Here is a 16,196-nt window from a genome sequence, read left to right on the forward strand (position 1 = left end):
TCCCCCCCTTCGCCCTTATGCCCCGAACGTGCGCTGCCACCAGCCACGGCGCGGGGCCGAGCCGTCGTCGGGCTCTTCCCCGGCGGAGTCGATCGGCGCCGCGCCATCCGCGGCACCGTCGACGACGGGGGCTTCATCCTCCGTCGTTGCGGCTGCATCCGCCGTGACGGGAGCGACCGGATCGGCCTTCTTGCGCGTCGTGCGACGACGCGGCTTCGGGGCCGCCTCTGCTTCGGCCTCTGCGTCCGCAGCAGGCGCGGGCGCCACCGCTTCGGCTTCGACCGGTGCATCGGCGACCGATTCGGTTGCCTTGCGGCGTGAGCGGCGCGGCTTCTTCGCGGGCGCTTCGTCCTCGACCTCGGGTGCCGCCTCAATGATCGGCTCCGGTGCAGCGTCCACGACCGTCTCGGCGACCGGCGCCTTGCGACGCGAGCGACGCGGCTTCGGCGTTTCCACCGCCGGTTCCACGGCGACCGGCTCGGGAGCAGGCTCGTCCGCCACCTCGACCGAGGCCTCGTCCTCGCTCACGCCCTCATCCGACGTCTCGCGTGCGGTATCGGCGCCGCCCTCACGGCGACCGCCGCGACGACCACGACGGCGGCGACGACGCGGTGCGCCGTCCTCGTCGCGCGGTGCGGCTTCGACCGAAGTCTCCGGCACTTCGACCGACTCAGCGGCGTCGCCATCCTCGTCTTCGGCCGGTGTTTCGGCGGCGGCGTTACCCTCGGCTTCACCCTCGTCACGGCCCCGACCGCGGCGACCGCGGCGGCGACGACGACGGCCACGACCGCCTTCGCCCTCACCCTCGTCGCGCGAGCGTTCGCGGCGCGGACGCTCCTCGCGGACCTCATCCTCCTCGGCCTCGACCTCCTCGATCTCGTCCTCTTCGTCCTCGACCAGATCGTCGTCGAGATCCTGGATCGGCGCGTCGAAGCGCGGCGGATGCGCCGGCGGCGGGCCGCTGGCCTCGACCGCCATGCGCGCGCCCTCGATCTCGCCATCAGCCTGCACCTCGACGCGGACGCCATAGCGATCCTCGATCTCGGCCAGTTCGGCGCGCTTGTTGTTGAGCAGGTAGAAGGCGGCTTCCTGGCTGGCGCGCAGCGTGATGTTGGCACCGCGACCGCGCGCGGCCTCGTCCTCGATCAGGCGCAGCGCGCTGAGGCCTGCCGACGATGCGGTGCGGACCAGGCCCGTGCCCTCGCAATGCGGGCAGGCGCGGGTCGACGCTTCGAGCACACCGGTGCGCAGGCGCTGGCGGCTCATCTCCATCAGGCCGAACGACGAAATGCGGCCGACCTGGATGCGGGCGCGATCGTCCTTCAACGCCTCCTTCATCGCCTTCTCGACCTTACGGACGTTCGATCCGTGATCCATGTCGATGAAGTCGATGACGACGAGGCCGGCCATGTCGCGCAGGCGCAACTGGCGGGCGATCTCCTGCGTCGCTTCGAGGTTGGTCGCGGTCGCGGTCTGTTCGATCGAGTGCTCGCGCGTCGACCGGCCGGAGTTGATGTCGATCGACACCAGCGCCTCGGTCGGGTTGATGACCAGATAGCCGCCCGACTTCAGCTGGACGACGGGATGGTACATCGCCGACAGCTGGTCCTCGACATGCGCGCGCTGGAACAGCGGCACGGGGTCGCTGTAATGCTTCACGCGCTTGGCGTGGCTCGGCATCAGCAGCTTCATGTAATCGCGGGCCTGACGATAGCCCTCGTCGCCCTCGACGATGACCTCGTCGATCTCCTTGTTGTAGATGTCGCGGATTGCGCGCTTCATCAGGTCGCTGTCGCCATAGACGAGCGCGGGCGCGGCCGACTTCAGCGTCTCTTCGCGGATGCCGTCCCACAGGCGCGCGAGATAATCGAAGTCGCGCTTGATCTCGACCTTCGTGCGCTGCAGCCCGGCGGTGCGGACGATGCAGCCCATCGACTGCGGCAGCGTCAGCTCGGCCATGATCGACTTCAGCCGCTTGCGGTCGCCCGCGTTGCTGATCTTGCGCGAGATGCCGCCGCCGTGCGCGGTGTTGGGCATCAGCACGCAGTAGCGGCCGGCGAGCGACAGATAGGTGGTCAGCGCCGCACCCTTGTTGCCGCGCTCCTCCTTCACGACCTGCACCAGCAGCACCTGGCGGCGGCGGATGACGTCCTGGATCTTGTAGCGGCGACGCAGGTTCAGGCGACGCTCGCGCAGATCCTCGACCGCGGCATCGTCGTGACCACCGCCGCGACGGCCCTTGCGGCGCGGGCGCGTATCCTCGCCCTCGCTGACTTCCTCGTCGTCACGCGCGTCCTCGTCATCGTGGCGGTCGTCGTCATGATGATCGTCGCTCTCGGCGTCGTCGTCATGATCGTCGTCGTCGCCGTCCTGCTCGGCACGCAGCGCGGCTTCCTCGGCGGCGTGCTCGGCCTCCTCGCGCAGCAGCGCCTCGCGATCCTCCTTGGGGATCTGGTAATAGTCGGGGTGGATTTCCGAGAAGGCGAGGAAACCGTGGCGGTTGCCGCCGTAGTCGATGAACGCCGCCTGCAGCGACGGTTCGACCCGCGTCACCTTGGCGAGATAGATATTCCCCTTGAGCTGCTTGCGCTCGGCACTCTCGAAATCAAATTCCTCGATTCGATTCCCTTTGACGACGGCGACCCGGGTTTCCTCCCGGTGGCGTGCGTCGATCAGCATACGCGTGGTCATGTGATGGTCTCCGGGCGCGCGCCGGCCGGCCCGTGGGGCCTGGCGCGCGCGGTGATGTCGGCCGAATCGCGCCCGGCGTGCGGGCGGTCGCGGCGATGACGATGGATGTACGAAGTGCGTCTGCTGGCATGGCCCGCACGGAGACTTGGTCCGGTGCGTACCGCTCGCCCGCACGACCGCCTGGGGCGGGTGTGTGGAGGCGGAGCGGGATAGGCCTCATGTTCAGCATCAACCTGGTTAGGCGCACGCGGCCGAACGGCCGCGGCGAACGAGTGTCGACGGCACGGGCCTGCTATATATGGCGAACCCCCTGCCGACTTGCCCCGATTAGCATCACGCGGACAATGCGGCAACCGCACGCTCCGCGGGGGCGAGCGGCCCGTCATGGCGGCATGACGCCAGCGACGCGGCGCGAGGTGACGCACTTGTCGCTGGACCGGGCGGGCGGGCGCGCGGCATAGCGGGGGCGTGCATGGTCTCGTCGCCCTGATCGTCGCGCTGGTGGTCGCCCTGCCGGGCCACGCCGCGACCCCGCTGCCGCGCATCGACGGGCCGGCGGGGCGCCCGCTGGTCGTCATTGATGCCGGGCATGGCGGCCACGATCCCGGCGCGCGATCGGCGGACGGGCGCTTGCAGGAAAAGACGGTGACGCTGGCGATCGCGCGCGAGATCCGCGCGGCGCTGCTGGCATCGGGCCGGGTCCGCGTCGCGCTGACCCGCGACGACGATCGCTTCCTGATGCTGCGCGACCGCTCCGGCATCGCGCGGCGGCTGGGGGCGCAGCTGTTCCTCTCGATCCACTGCGACAGCGTCACCGGGGGCGATGTGTCGGGCGCCACCGCCTATACGCTGTCGGAGGTCGCCTCCGACAAGGAGGCGGCCCGGCTGGCGGCGCGCGAGAACCGGGCCGACGCCGTCGCGGGCGTGACCTTCGGCGGCGACGATGCCGGCCTGTCATCGATCCTGATCGACCTGACGCAGCGCGAGACGATGAACACCTCGGCCGGTTTCGCCCGGCTGCTGGGGCGCGAGGCGCGGACGCTGATACCGACGCGGCCCGCGTTCCACCGGATGGCGTCGCTGCTGGTGCTGAAGGCGCCGGACATGCCCTCGATCCTGTTCGAGACCGGCTATATCTCCAATCCGCGCGACGCGGCGTTCCTGGCGTCGGCGGCGGGGCAGCAGCGGATCGCGCAGAGCGTGCGCCGCGCGGTGGAGGTGCATTTCGCGACCCGGCTGGCGGGGCGGTCGCTGCGGTAGCGGCGGTTGCCCCAACCCATCCCACCCCCTAAATGATGTCCGACATAATCCCACGGAGCATATCATGATCGACGGAGCCATGCTGATCGGCGAGACCGAGCGCCAGGCGGAGGCCCGCTTTACCGCGGTCGATCCCGCCACCGGACAGACGCTGGACGGCGATTTCTCGTCCGCGGGCGCCGACGCCGTGGCCGATGCCTGCGCGCTCGCCGCCGAAGCCGCCGCGACCTATGCCGCCACCGACCTTGAGGCGCGCGCGACCTTCCTCGAAGGCATCGCGACCGCGATCGAGGCGATCGGCGACGAACTGATCGTCCGCGCGATGGCCGAATCCGGCCTGCCGCGCGCGCGGCTGGACGGGGAGCGCGGGCGCACCACCGGCCAGCTGCGGCTGTTCGCGGGCGTCGTGCGCCGCGGCGACTATCTCGACGCGACGATCGATCCGGCGCTGCCCGACCGCGCGCCGCTGCCGCGTCCCGACCTGCGCCGCGTCAATCTGCCGCTCGGCCCCGTGGCGGTGTTCGGCGCGTCGAACTTCCCGCTCGCCTTCTCGGTCGCGGGTGGCGACACCGCCTCGGCGCTCGCCGCCGGCTGCCCGGTGGTCGTGAAGGGGCATCCCGCGCATCCGGGCACCGGCGAACTGGTCGCCCGCGCGATCCGCGATGCGGTGGCGAAGGCCGGGCTGCCGGCCGGCGTGTTCAGCTATCTGCCCGGCGAGACGATCGACTTGGGCGGGGCGCTGGTCGCCGATCCGCGGATCAAGGCGGTCGGCTTCACCGGATCGCGCGGTGGTGGCTTGGCGCTGATGAAGATCGCGGCGGAGCGGGACGAGCCGATCCCGGTCTATGCCGAGATGTCGAGCATCAACCCGGTCGTGCTGATGCCCGCGGCGCTCGCCGCGCGCGGTGCCGCGCTCGGCCCGGCGTACGTCCAGTCGCTGACGATGGGCGCGGGCCAGTTCTGCACCAATCCGGGCCTCGTCCTCGCGATCGCCGGTCCCGATCTCGACGCGTTCGTCGCGGCGGCGGCGACCACGCTGACCGACAGCGCGCCCGCGACCATGCTGACGCCGGGCATCCACGCCAGCTTCGAAAAGGGCGTCGACGCGCTCGCCGGCCATGCCGCCGTCGAGACGGTCGCGCGCGGCAAGACGGGCGAGGGCGTCAACCAGGCGGTCGGCGCGCTGTTCCGCACCGATGCGCAGAGCTTCCTCGCCGATCCGGCGCTGGGACATGAGGTGTTCGGATCGTCTTCGGTCATCATCGCCTGTGCCGATCTCGACGAGCTGGTGCAGGTCATCGCCGGCCTCGAAGGCCAGCTGACCGGCACCATCCAGCTCGATGCGGCCGATGAGGGCGATGCCGCGCGCGTCGTCGCCGCGCTGGCGCAGCGCGTCGGGCGCGTGCTGGTCAACGGCTGGCCGACCGGCGTGGAGGTCGCGCCCGCGATGGTTCATGGCGGGCCGTTCCCGGCGACCAGCGACGGGCGCACGACCTCGGTCGGCACCGCCGCGATCGAGCGCTTCCTGCGGCCGGTCAGCTTCCAGAACATGCCGGCGTCGCTGTTGCCGCCGCCGCTGTCCGATGCCAATCCATGGGGCATCGCGCGCCGCGTCGACGGCAAGCGCGAGGCGTCGCCGCGCTGAGCGCGGGCAGTGGAGAGGATGGCGGGATGATGACAGTGTCGGCGGGATTGCCCGCGGATTGGCGCGCGGGGCGCTTCCTCGGCCGGATCGCGACGCCCGACGGGCCGAGCCCGATCCTGATCGTCGACGGCACGATCATCGACATGAGCCGCGTCGCCCCGACAGTGGCGGCGCTGGTCGAGCGCGGTGATGTCTCCGGCAGCGGCGGCACCCCGATCGGCCCGGTCGAGAGCACGCCGGTCGAGCTGCTGTGTCCGGTCGACCTGCAATGCATCAAGGCGTGCGGCGTCACCTTCGCCGTGTCGGCGCTGGAGCGGGTGATCGAGGAGCGCGCGCGCGGCGACTGGTCGGCGGCGGCGGCGATCCGGCAGCGGCTGGAAGGGCGCATCGGCGGGTCGATCCGCTCGGTCGTGCCCGGATCGGCCGAGGCGGCGGCGCTGAAGGTGGCGCTGATCGAGGACGGCATGTGGTCGCAGTATCTTGAGGTCGCGATCGGCCCGGATGCGGAGGTGTTCACCAAGGCGCCGGTGCTGGCGAGCGTGGGTGCGGGCGCCGACATCGGCATTCGCTCCGATTCCACCTGGAACAACCCGGAGCCGGAGATCGCGCTGCTGGTGAACGCCGCTGGTCAGGCGATCGGCGCGATGCTGGGCAACGACGTCAACCTGCGCGATTTCGAGGGGCGATCGGCGCTGCTGCTGGGCAAGGCGAAGGACAACAACGCCTCATGCGCGCTGGGGCCGCTGGTGCGGCTGTTCGATGCGGGCTTCACGATCGACGACGTACGGTCGGCGGAAGTGTCGCTGCGGATCGAGGGCGCGGACGGTTACGTCCTCGACGGCGCCAGCAACATGGCGGAGATCAGCCGCGACCCGCTCGACTTGGTGCGCCAGACGCTGAGCGAGCACGACTATCCCGACGGGTTCGTGCTGTTCCTCGGCACACTGTTCGCGCCGGTGCAGGACCGCGACGAGGCGGGACGCGGTTTCACCCACAAGGTCGGCGACCGCGTGACGATCGCCAGCGCGCGGCTGGGCGCCTTGTCGAACCGCGTGGTGACGTCGAAGGACGCGCCGCCGTGGCGCGAGGGGATCGGCGCGCTGATGGCGAACCTCGCATCGCGCGGCCTGCTGGGCGGCACGCGATGAGCGCGGTCTATCCCTCGCTCCGCGGCAAGAGCGTGCTCGTCACCGGCGGCGCGAGCGGGATCGGCGAGGGCATCGTCAAGGCGTTCGCGGCGCAGGGCGCGCGCGTCGGCTTCGTCGATCTGGCGGCGGACGCCGGTGCGGCGCTCGCGACGACGCTCGACGGCGCGGTGTTCCGCGCCTGCGACCTGCGCGACCTCGGCGCGCTGGACACGGCGATCGCCGAGATTGCGGATGCGCTCGGCGGCGGCATCGACGTGCTGGTCAACAACGCCGCCAACGACGATCGCCACACCATCGACGCGGTCACGCCCGATTATTGGGACGAGCGGATGGCGACAAACCTGCGCCACCTGTTCTTCGCCGCGCAGGCGGTCGTGCCGGCGATGCGTCAAGCCGGCGGCGGCGCGATCGTCAATCTGGGGTCGATCAGCTGGCACCTCGGCCTGCCCGACCTCGTCCTCTACCAGACCGCCAAGGCGGCGATCGAGGGGCTGACCCGCGGCCTCGCCCGCGATCTCGGGCGCGACAACATCCGCGTGACGACGATCGTGCCCGGCAACGTCCAGACGCCGCGGCAGGAGAAATGGTACACGCCCGAAGGCGAGGCGGAGATCGTCGCAGCCCAGTGCCTCGACGGCCGCATCCAGCCTGCCGATATCGCGGCGATGGCGCTGTTCCTCGCCTCCGACGATGCGCGGATGTGCACGGGCCACGACTATTTCGTCGACGCCGGCTGGCGCTGATCGGCGCCCTCGCATGGGCGGCTGACGCCTGATAGGCGGGCGCATGGACGACCTCGCGGGAACCGTGCTGATCGACATGCGTGCCGATGCGCCCGCGCGGCTCTACTCGGCGCCGCAGCGCGTGATCCGGGCGGATGGCGCAGCAGAGGTCGCGCCGGCCCTCGTCGCGTTGCGCGCCGCGCTGGCGCAGGGGCAGCACGTCGCCGGCTATCTGACCTACGAAGCGGGCGTCGCGATGCAACCGCGCGCGTTGCCGATGCCGGCGCAGTCGCAGCCGTTGCTGTGGTTCGGCGTGTACGACGCGCCGCGCCTGCTCGACCATGCGAAGGTGCGGGACTGGCTGCCTCCCGCCGACGGTGTCGCCATCGGCGGGGCGCGACCGCGCGTGGGCGAAGCCGACCACGCCGCCGCCTTCGCGCGCATCCACGACTGGATCGAAGGCGGCGATATCTATCAGGCCAATCTCACCATCCGCGCCGATGTCGCGCTGACCGGCGCGCCGGCCGCGGCCTATGGCGTGCTGCGCGACCGCGCGCGGGCCGGTCACTGCGCCTTCGTCGATACCGGCGCGGACGCGATCCTGTCGCTGTCGCCCGAATTGTGTTTCGATCTGCGCGCCGGCCGCATAACCGCGCGTCCGATGAAGGGGACCGCGCCGCGCCATGCCGATCCGATGCACGACGCCAGCGCCGCCGACATGCTGGGGATCGACCCAAAGCAGCGTGCCGAAAATCTGATGATCGTCGACCTGCTGCGCAACGACCTGTCGCGCGTGGCGCGCGCGGGCAGCGTCGCGGTGCCGGCGCTGTTTGCGATCGAGACCTATCCGAGCGTCCACCAGATGACCTCGACGATCACCGCCGACCTGCTACCCGATCGCGACGCGATCGACGTGCTCGCCGCGACCTTTCCGTGCGGGTCCATCACCGGCGCGCCCAAGCTGCGCGCGATGGAGGTCATCGCGGCGGTCGAGCCGACCCCGCGCGGCGTCTATTGCGGCTCGATCGGCTGGATCGCGCCCGATGGCGATGCGTCGTTCAACGTCGCCATTCGCACGCTGCACCTGCCCGCCGGGGCTGCGGTCGCGACGCTCGGGCTGGGGTCGGCCATCGTCGCCGACAGCGTCGCGGCGGACGAATGGGACGAGTGTCTGACCAAGGCGCGCTTCCTCGCCTGATCGCACCCGAAGGCGACGACATGCTCGATGATCCGCGCCGCCGCCCGTCCGTCGCCATAGGGATTATGTGCGACGCGCATCGCATCATGGGCGGCGCGATCGTCGAGCAGCGCGACGACGCCCGCGACGATCGCGTTCCGATCCGTGCCGACAAGTCGCACCGTTCCCGCCGCCACCGCCTCCGGCCGTTCGGTCGAGTCGCGCATTACCAGCACCGGCGTGCCGAGCGACGGCGCCTCTTCCTGCACCCCACCCGAATCGGTCAGGATCACATGCGCGCGGCGCATCAGATGGACGAACGACAGATAGTCCTGCGGCGGCAGCAGGTGGACGTTGGGGAGGTGCCCGAGCATCGTCCGCACCGGTCCCTGCACGTTCGGGTTGAGGTGAACCGGATAGACGATCTCGACATCGTCGCGCGCAGCGAGGTCGGCCAGCGCGGCGCAGATGCGGGCGAAGCCGGCGCCGAAGCTCTCACGCCGGTGGCCGGTGACGAGGATCATGCGCCGGTCGGTCCCGAACGGCAGGCGTGCCGCCAGTTCCGCGGCGAGCGATGGCGAACCGTCGACGATCGCGACCGCGCGGTGCAGCGCATCGATGACGGTGTTGCCGGTGATGTGGATCGCATCCGCGGGCACGTTCTCCGCCAGCAGGTTCGCTCGCGCTCGCTCGGTCGGCGCGAAATGCAGCCGTGCAATCGTGCCGGCGACGCGGCGGTTGGCTTCCTCCGGCCAGGGCGAGGACAGGTCGCCGGTGCGCAGCCCCGCCTCGACATGGCCGACCGGCACTTGCGCGTAATAAGCCGCCAGCGTCGCGGCGAGCGTCGTCGTCGTGTCGCCGTGGACGAGTACCAGATCGGGCCGCGCCGCCGCCAGTATCGGGCGCAGGCCGGTCAGTGCGCCCGCGGTGATGTCGGTCAGATCCTGTCCCGCCGCCATCAGGTCGAGATCGAAATCCGGCGAGATGCCGAACAGCGATAGGACGGAATCGAGCATGCCGCGGTGCTGCGCGGTGACGCAGACATGCGCGTCGATCCCCGCCGTCGCCGCCAGCGCAGTGACGACGGGCGCCATCTTGATCGCTTCCGGCCGCGTGCCGAACACCGACAACACCCGCATCGGCGCGCCTGCTCCCCCTTAGAATCCCCCGGTCGATGTATCGCCAAGGCGGGGTCGGGTCGCAACCGGTCTTGCCGGCGTGCGATCAGCGGCCGATCGCCTGCCGGCTGAGCGCGGCGCAGTTCGCGTCGGTCGCGGCCGGACCCTGCTTGCCGGTGATCGCCCGGCCCAGCCCCTTCAATATGTTACCCACCGATTTGACCTCGCGCGGCACGGTCACCTGCGGATCGCTGAGCGTGCCCGAGGCATAGACCGACCCCGGTATCCTGAGCAGCGCGTCCCGTTTCGGCGCACCGGTCAGCGTCGCGCGCAGCGTCTCGGCAGGGAAGGCGACGCCGCCGGTGCCGCGCGTCTGGCTGGCGCTGGTGTCGACGATCAGCGGCGCGAAGCGACCTTGCCCGTTCTGGACCACCAGCCGCGCGACCGCACAGCGCAACGTCGCGCGGGCGTCGTCGTCGGTGGTCAGCGCGCGTCCGGCATCGAAGCCCAGCATCGCCGCCAGCTTCGCGGGCAGGGCGCCGTCGCGCGCGACCACGCCGATGCCGCCGTCCGACGCGGCGACGACCTCTCGCAGCGTGCTGCCGGTGCCGGTCAGGCGCACGCGCCCGTCGAGCCGCCCGCTCACCGGACCGCCCGCCAGCGCCGCGATGCTGCCGCCGGTCAGGTCGAGCGCCAGCGTGACCGCGGGCTTCGCCTTGCCGCCGCGCTGATCGATGACGACGCGCCCTGTCACCGTGCCGCGCGGCAGAGACACGCGCAGCGGATCGATCGTCAGCAGCTGGCGGTCGAGCAAAAGCGTACCGGTGAGGTTGCTGAGCGAGGTTGGCTGCCCGCGGCTGACGATGCGATCGACGCGAAACGCGATCTTGCCGTCGGTCTTGGTGATCTTGCGGATGTTGACGCGCGTATTCGGGACGACGCGCGGGCCGATCGCCGCCGTCGTCGCACGCGCCTTCGCGAGGCCGGCATCGTCGGCGAGGTCGTCGAAGTCGAGCCGCCCCGCATGGATCACACCGTCGAGCATGGTCCGCCCGTCCGCCTTCGTCACGTCGAGCCGGCCGGTGAAGTCGGATCCGCCGATCGTCGCCTTCATGTTCGCGATTTTCCACGCGGTATCGTCATGGCGCACGTTGGCGGACAGGCGCACGGGCTGCGTACCGAAGAGCCCAGCCTCGATGATCGAATCGATCAGCTTCAGATCGTCGGCGCGCGCGGTCACAGACAGCGTCATGTGATCGGTGTCGAGCGGGGTATCCATCGTGCCCTTGGCGCGCAGTGCCAGCGCCGCGCCATCGATCACCGCCTCGAACGGCCACGGCTGTCCCGTGCGGCCGATCGACGGACCGGAGGCGCGCACGGTGACGGGTGCGTCGCGGACGGTGCCGGTGCCGGCAAGGCGCAGGCCATTGGCGGGATCCGCGGTCAGCCGCACGGTGAAGGCGCGGTCGCGCTTGGCGTCGCGATAGCGCACCACGGCATCCTCGATCGCCAGATTGTCGAGCTGCGGCGCGTCGCCACCGGCGGTGTTCTGCGTATCCGCCTTCTGCCAGTTCTTACGCCCGTCCGCCGCGCGGACGAGGTCGAGCCGCGCGCCGCGCACCGTGATCGTCGACGGGCTGAACGTGCCGAGCAGCAGCGGCAGCGCGCGGATGCGCGTGCGCAATTCGGCGATGCGGGCGAGATCGCCGCCGCCCGCCCAGTCGACCTGCGGCACGCGGACGTCGCGCACGACGATGGTCGGGTTGAACGAGAAGATTTCCTCCCGCTCCAGCGCGCCGATCGTCACCTGCTGACCGAAGCGCGCCGACAGCCGTTCCTCGGCGATGCGGCGGAACGGGCCGATGGGAAACGCGGCGACCGCGACGACGGCCAGAAGGGCGAGCGCGAGGATCGCGAGCAGGACGAAGCGGAGCCACCGCGCGCGAAGGCAGGTCATGATGCCGGGACGTTCCGGATGCGTTTTGGTTCCTGATGGGAACCTGAGGCGTGAGGCGTGCTGTGCGACAAAGCTTCGGTCGTCATCGTGCGCTGCGTGGAGGACCCGGAACCCGTGCGTGGTGACTGCTAATGTGGCGCCGCCCTCCGGAACCCGGCGTCAAAAGCAACCGAAACACGCTGCATTCGTCCCCCGTCGTCGCTTTTGTGGCTTTTGCGGCGGGAACGGACGACGATGGAGAGTCAGGCTGGCGCATCCGGCAGGATGAAGCAGATCGTCGCGATGTAGGACAGCGGTTTGGCGCGGCCATCCTGCGCCGGTGAAATGCCGTTTGGCGTCAAGGCCCAGGGCGTATCGATATTGAGCCGCCCACCGTTCGTCTGGAGTAGGGATCGAGCTTGTCGAGAGGCCGTAATGAGGGATGCTCTCGGATGTTACCGACCTTTCGATACGCCATTTCGACGAGCTCGATGGCTACTCGAGGCGAACAGAGGTGGTTAGACGCCGTCCGAACCAAAAGTCGATCAGCGCTAGAAATCCACCGCGATTCCGTTGCGTTCCCAGTCGCCGTAGCGGGTCGGATCGAGGCGCAGCGGGTCGTCCTGCGGCCGGACCAACGGCTCGGGGTCGGGCACCGGCGGACTGGGCGGCAGGTCGGCGGGTGGTTCTACGTGAGGGGGGCGCTGGCCCATCGGATGCGTTCCATGATTGATCGTGCGGGCGTTAACCGCCACATCGGCGCGATGCAGGCCCCCCGCAAGTCCCCCTATCGTCCATCGCGCGACGATCCGCCCGGCGTTCCCGCACGCCGTGCCGCGCTCCGACTGCTCGATGCGGTGCTGCGGCGCGGGCAGGCGCTGGAGGCGGGGCTGCACAATGCGGCGCAGGGGCTGGACCATCCGTCGGACCGCGCGCTGGCGCATGCGCTGGCGGCGGGCGTGCTGCGCTGGCTGCCCGATCTCGATGCGCTGATCGACTCCGCGACGCGCGAGCCGCTGCCCGACGATTCGAAAGCGCGCGCGGCCTTGCGCATCGCGCTGACGCAGGCGCTGGTGCTGAACACGCCGCCGCATGCCGCGATCTCGACCGTGCTGCCGCTGGTCGATGGCGGCCCGCGCAAGCTGGTCCACGGCGTGTTCGGCACGCTGATGCGCGGCGAAGCCAGGCTGCCCCCCCTGCCGACCCTGCCCGCCGAAGTCGCCACCCGCTGGCGCGCGGCGTGGGGCGATGCGGTCGTCGAGGGTGCGCGCGTCGGGATCGCCGCGCCGCCGCCGCTCGACCTGTCGCTGGCATCCGACGGCGTCGACCATCCGCCCGGCACCGCGCTGCTGCCGCGCCACGTCCGCCTGCCCGCCGGCACCGACGTGCGCGCGGCGGAGGGGTTCGCGGGCGGCGGCTGGTGGGTGCAGGACATCGCCGCCACCGTGCCCGCGCGGCTGATCGGCGCGGGCGCGGGCCGTGCGCTCGACGTGTGCGCGGCGCCGGGGGGCAAGACGCTGCAGCTCGCCGCCGCGGGCTGGGCGGTGACCGCGCTCGACCTGTCGGCGAGCCGGCTGGTGCGGCTTGGCGAGAACCTCGAACGCACCGGCCTTGCTGCCGAGGTCGTGGCGGCCAATGCGCTCGAATGGACGCCCGACGCGCCGTTCGACGCGGTGCTGATCGACGCGCCGTGCAGCGCGACCGGCATCTTCCGCCGTCACCCGGATGTGCTCCACCGCGCGACGCCGCGCGTGGTCGCCGAGATGGCGGAGGTGCAGGCGAACATCCTCGCGCGCGCCGCCGACTGGGTGCGGCCGGGCGGCGTGCTGGTGTTCGCCACCTGCTCGCTGGAACCGGTGGAGGGAGAGGCGCAGGTCGAGGCGTTCCTCGCCGCCCGGCCCGATTACGCGCTTCGGCCGGCCGATGTTGACGCGCTGCCGCCTGACGTCGTCGCCCACCCGCGCGGCTGGGTGCGGATGCTGCCGGGCATGCTGGCGGATGACGGCGGCCTCGATGGATTCTTCGTCGCCCGGATGATGCGCGCCGCCTGATCTTGCCGCCGCGCCCGCACGCCCGTAAGGCGCGCGCCTATGTCCGTCCGCATCGCACCCTCGATCCTCTCCGCCGACTTCGCGCGTCTGGGCGAGGAGGTGCGCGCGATCGACGCGGCGGGGGCGGACTGGATCCACGTCGACGTGATGGACGGGCATTTCGTGCCCAACATCACGATCGGCCCGGCGGTGGTGAAGGCGCTGCGCCCGCATACGACCAAGCCGTTCGATGTCCACCTGATGATCTCGCCGGTCGACAACTTCCTCGATGCCTTTGCCGAGGCCGGGGCCGACATCATCACCATCCATCCCGAGGCGGGGCCGCATGCGCATCGCACGGTGCAGCGGATCAAGGCGATGGGCCTGCGCGCGGGCGTCGTGCTGAACCCGGCGACGCCTGCGAAGATGCTCGATTACCTGATCGACATGGTCGACCTCGTGCTCGTGATGAGCGTGAACCCCGGCTTCGGCGGGCAGAGCTTCATCGACAGCCAGCTGAAGAAGATCGCCGCGATTCGCAAGATGATCGAATCGAGCGCGCGCGCAATCGACCTGCAGGTCGACGGCGGCATCGACGTCGCCACCGCGCGGGCGTGCATCGATGCGGGCGCCAACGTGCTGGTGGCCGGCACCGCGACCTTCCGCGGCGGGCCGGAGCGCTACGCCGACAACATCCGGGCGCTGCGCGGCGAATGAGCGACGCCCGCCCCATCGATGACGCCCCCCTGCCGGAGGCGGACGGCATCGAGACGGGCAGGCGCCTGATCCGCGTCGATGCGGACGGCGGGCGATCGCTCGCCGAACGGCTGACCGAACGGCTGCACCTGCTGGCGTGGCGGACGCCGTTCCACGGGTTGCGGCTGGGCGGGCGGCATCCGCTGAAGCTCATCACCGTGGCCGACGATCCCTTCGCCGGCGACATCGCGCGCGGACGGGCGCTGATGGAGGGGAGCCTCGTCTTCCGCGGCGAGCGGCATCCCGCCGACACCGTCGATCTGCGCGGCATCGGGTGGAGCCGGCCGTTCCTCGACCACGTCCACGGCTTCGGCTGGCTGCGCGACCTGTCGACCGTCGCGACGCGGGCCGATGCCGCGCCGGTCGCCGAGGCGCTGACCCGGCGCTGGCTGGCAGCGCATGCCGATGCGGTCGCCGATCCGGCGTGGCGTCCCGACCTGTGGGGCCGGCGCATCCTCGCCTGGGTCGCGCACGCACCGCTGATCCTGTCGTCGACCGATCTCGTCTATCGCTCCGCGCTGCTGAACGCGCTGGCGCGGGGGAGCCGGCATCTGGAGCGCACCGCCGACCGTGCGCCCGCCGGTCCGGCGCGGATCGCGGCGTGGAGCGGGGTGATCGCCGCCGGGCTGATCCTGCCCGGCGGCGACGTGCGGCGCGCGTTCGGGGAGGCGGGGCTGAAGCGCGCGCTGGTCGCGTCGCTCGGCGTCGATGGCGGCGTCGTTGGACGGTCGGGCGCAGGGCAGCTCGATGCGCTGATGCTGCTGGTATCGCTGCGCGCGGTCTATGCCGCGCGGCGGCTGGACGTGCCCGAAATGATCGACAGCGCGATCACCCGCGCGGTGCCGCCGCTGCTCGGCATCGTCCACGGCGATCGGGGGCTCGGCAGCTGGCAGGGCGGCGGGCCGGTGGCGGGCGAGCGGCTCGACGTGGTGATCGCCGCCAGCGGCGTGCGCACCCGCCCACTCAAGCAGGCGCGCGACTGGGGCTACCAGCGCATGACCGCGCTCGGCACGCTGGTGGTGATGGACGCCGCACCGCCGCCGGTCGGGCGTGCGGTGGAGGCGGGCTGCGCCTCGACGCTCGCGTTCGAGCTGTCGGACGGGGCGAACCGCATCGTCGTCAACTGCGGCGGGGCGGGGGCGGCCAATGCAACGCTGCCGGCAACCCTGACCGCGGCGCTGCGCACCACCGCGGCGCATTCGACGCTGACGCTGGCTGATGCGAATTCCACCGCGCTCAACAGCGACGGGACGCTCGGCAAGGGCGTGGGCGAGGTCGAGCTGGCGCGGAGCGAGAGCGACACCGTTAGCCGGATCGAGGCGAGCCACGACGGCTATGTGCGGCGCATGGGGCTGCTGCATCGTCGCACGCTGGCGCTGGGCGGCGACGGGCGCGACCTGCGAGGCGAGGATTCGCTGGTGCCGTCCTCGACACGCGGCCGGGGCGGCACGCGCCCGCGCGGCTTCGCGATCCGATTCCACCTCGCCCCCACGGTCGAGGCGGCGGGGACCGCCGATGGGCAGGGCGCCGTGCTGCGCCTGCCCGGCAACATCCTGTGGCAGTTCCGCTGCAAGGGCGCCGCCGTGACGATCGAGGAAAGCATCTGGATCGACGGCGACGGCCGCCTGCATCCGACCGAACAGATCGTGGTCACCGGCGAGGCCGTGGCCGGGGGTACGAGTGTCAGCTGGTGGTTCCACCGCTCGCGATAAG

The 16,196-nt window shown here is 71.2% G+C and carries 10 protein-coding genes and 2 pseudogenes; 8 read left to right on the forward strand and 4 right to left on the reverse strand.

Features of this window, described 5'->3' with window-relative positions:
- Positions 1 to 15 precede the first annotated feature (15 nt).
- On the reverse strand, positions 16 to 2,691 hold the full coding sequence (locus ACX40P_RS01730) for an Rne/Rng family ribonuclease (RefSeq protein ID WP_459124570.1): 2,676 nt from the start codon (positions 2,689 to 2,691) through the stop codon (positions 16 to 18).
- Positions 2,692 to 3,219: 528 nt separating this feature from the next.
- Here ACX40P_RS01730 and ACX40P_RS01735 point away from each other — a divergent pair.
- The 5 genes and pseudogenes from ACX40P_RS01735 to pabB form a co-directional block, all read left to right on the forward strand.
- Positions 3,220 to 3,951 (forward strand): annotated as a pseudogene (locus tag ACX40P_RS01735) (N-acetylmuramoyl-L-alanine amidase family protein); the annotation flags it as partial.
- Between the two features lie 64 nt (positions 3,952 to 4,015).
- A complete protein-coding gene (locus ACX40P_RS01740; protein WP_459124571.1) occupies positions 4,016 to 5,596 on the forward strand; it encodes an aldehyde dehydrogenase (NADP(+)) in 1,581 nt (526 codons plus the stop codon).
- Positions 5,597 to 5,622: 26 nt separating this feature from the next.
- The gene (locus ACX40P_RS01745; RefSeq protein ID WP_459124572.1) at positions 5,623 to 6,744 is read left to right on the forward strand and encodes a fumarylacetoacetate hydrolase family protein; all 1,122 of its coding nucleotides are present in this window, start codon (positions 5,623 to 5,625) and stop codon (positions 6,742 to 6,744) included.
- Positions 6,741 to 7,487: an SDR family NAD(P)-dependent oxidoreductase gene (locus ACX40P_RS01750; RefSeq protein WP_459124573.1), complete on the forward strand. Its 747-nt coding sequence runs from the start codon at positions 6,741 to 6,743 to the stop codon at positions 7,485 to 7,487. The genes ACX40P_RS01745 and ACX40P_RS01750 overlap by 4 nt, the downstream gene beginning before the upstream one ends.
- A 43-nt stretch (positions 7,488 to 7,530) precedes the next feature.
- Positions 7,531 to 8,664, forward strand: a complete 1,134-nt coding sequence (gene pabB / locus ACX40P_RS01755; RefSeq protein WP_459124574.1) for an aminodeoxychorismate synthase component I — start codon at positions 7,531 to 7,533, stop codon at positions 8,662 to 8,664.
- Positions 8,665 to 8,693: 29 nt separating this feature from the next.
- On the opposite strand, the pseudogene wecB reads toward pabB, so the two are convergent.
- From wecB to ACX40P_RS01770, 3 genes and pseudogenes are all read right to left on the reverse strand, one after another.
- A pseudogene (gene wecB, locus ACX40P_RS01760) lies at positions 8,694 to 9,782 on the reverse strand (non-hydrolyzing UDP-N-acetylglucosamine 2-epimerase); the annotation flags it as partial.
- Between the two features lie 85 nt (positions 9,783 to 9,867).
- A complete protein-coding gene (locus ACX40P_RS01765; protein WP_459124575.1) occupies positions 9,868 to 11,718 on the reverse strand; it encodes an AsmA family protein in 1,851 nt (616 codons plus the stop codon).
- A gap of 530 nt (positions 11,719 to 12,248) precedes the next feature.
- Positions 12,249 to 12,410, reverse strand: coding sequence for a DUF1674 domain-containing protein (locus ACX40P_RS01770; protein WP_459124576.1), 162 nt, complete (start codon positions 12,408 to 12,410; stop codon positions 12,249 to 12,251).
- Positions 12,411 to 12,461: 51 nt separating this feature from the next.
- Between ACX40P_RS01770 and ACX40P_RS01775 the strand changes: the two genes are divergently transcribed.
- The 3 genes from ACX40P_RS01775 to ACX40P_RS01785 are packed head-to-tail and all read left to right on the forward strand — an operon-like array spanning position 12,462 to position 16,195.
- Entirely contained in the window at positions 12,462 to 13,748 is a 1,287-nt protein-coding gene (locus tag ACX40P_RS01775; protein ID WP_459125207.1) for an RsmB/NOP family class I SAM-dependent RNA methyltransferase, read from the forward strand.
- Between the two features lie 39 nt (positions 13,749 to 13,787).
- Entirely contained in the window at positions 13,788 to 14,444 is a 657-nt protein-coding gene (gene rpe / locus ACX40P_RS01780) for a ribulose-phosphate 3-epimerase (protein ID WP_459124577.1), read from the forward strand.
- Positions 14,441 to 16,195, forward strand: coding sequence for a heparinase II/III family protein (locus ACX40P_RS01785; protein ID WP_459124578.1), 1,755 nt, complete (start codon positions 14,441 to 14,443; stop codon positions 16,193 to 16,195). Before rpe ends, ACX40P_RS01785 begins: the two co-directional genes overlap by 4 nt.
- The last annotated feature ends 1 nt before the right edge of the window (position 16,196 follow it).

The organism is Sphingomonas sp. RS2018 (genome assembly GCF_054489605.1).

Bases quoted from the DNA above. Each gene is read 5' to 3' on its own strand.
- ACX40P_RS01730 (WP_459124570.1), bottom strand. From the start codon at position 2,691: ATGACCACGCGTATGCTGATCGACGCACGCCACCGGGAGGAAACCCGG.
- ACX40P_RS01740 (WP_459124571.1), top strand. From the start codon at position 4,016: ATGATCGACGGAGCCATGCTGATCGGCGAGACCGAGCGCCAGGCGGAG.
- ACX40P_RS01745 (WP_459124572.1), top strand. From the start codon at position 5,623: ATGATGACAGTGTCGGCGGGATTGCCCGCGGATTGGCGCGCGGGGCGC.
- ACX40P_RS01750 (WP_459124573.1), top strand. From the start codon at position 6,741: ATGAGCGCGGTCTATCCCTCGCTCCGCGGCAAGAGCGTGCTCGTCACC.
- pabB (WP_459124574.1), top strand. From the start codon at position 7,531: ATGGACGACCTCGCGGGAACCGTGCTGATCGACATGCGTGCCGATGCG.
- ACX40P_RS01765 (WP_459124575.1), bottom strand. From the start codon at position 11,718: ATGACCTGCCTTCGCGCGCGGTGGCTCCGCTTCGTCCTGCTCGCGATC.
- ACX40P_RS01770 (WP_459124576.1), bottom strand. From the start codon at position 12,410: ATGGGCCAGCGCCCCCCTCACGTAGAACCACCCGCCGACCTGCCGCCC.
- ACX40P_RS01775 (WP_459125207.1), top strand. From the start codon at position 12,462: ATGCAGGCCCCCCGCAAGTCCCCCTATCGTCCATCGCGCGACGATCCG.
- rpe (WP_459124577.1), top strand. From the start codon at position 13,788: ATGTCCGTCCGCATCGCACCCTCGATCCTCTCCGCCGACTTCGCGCGT.
- ACX40P_RS01785 (WP_459124578.1), top strand. From the start codon at position 14,441: ATGAGCGACGCCCGCCCCATCGATGACGCCCCCCTGCCGGAGGCGGAC.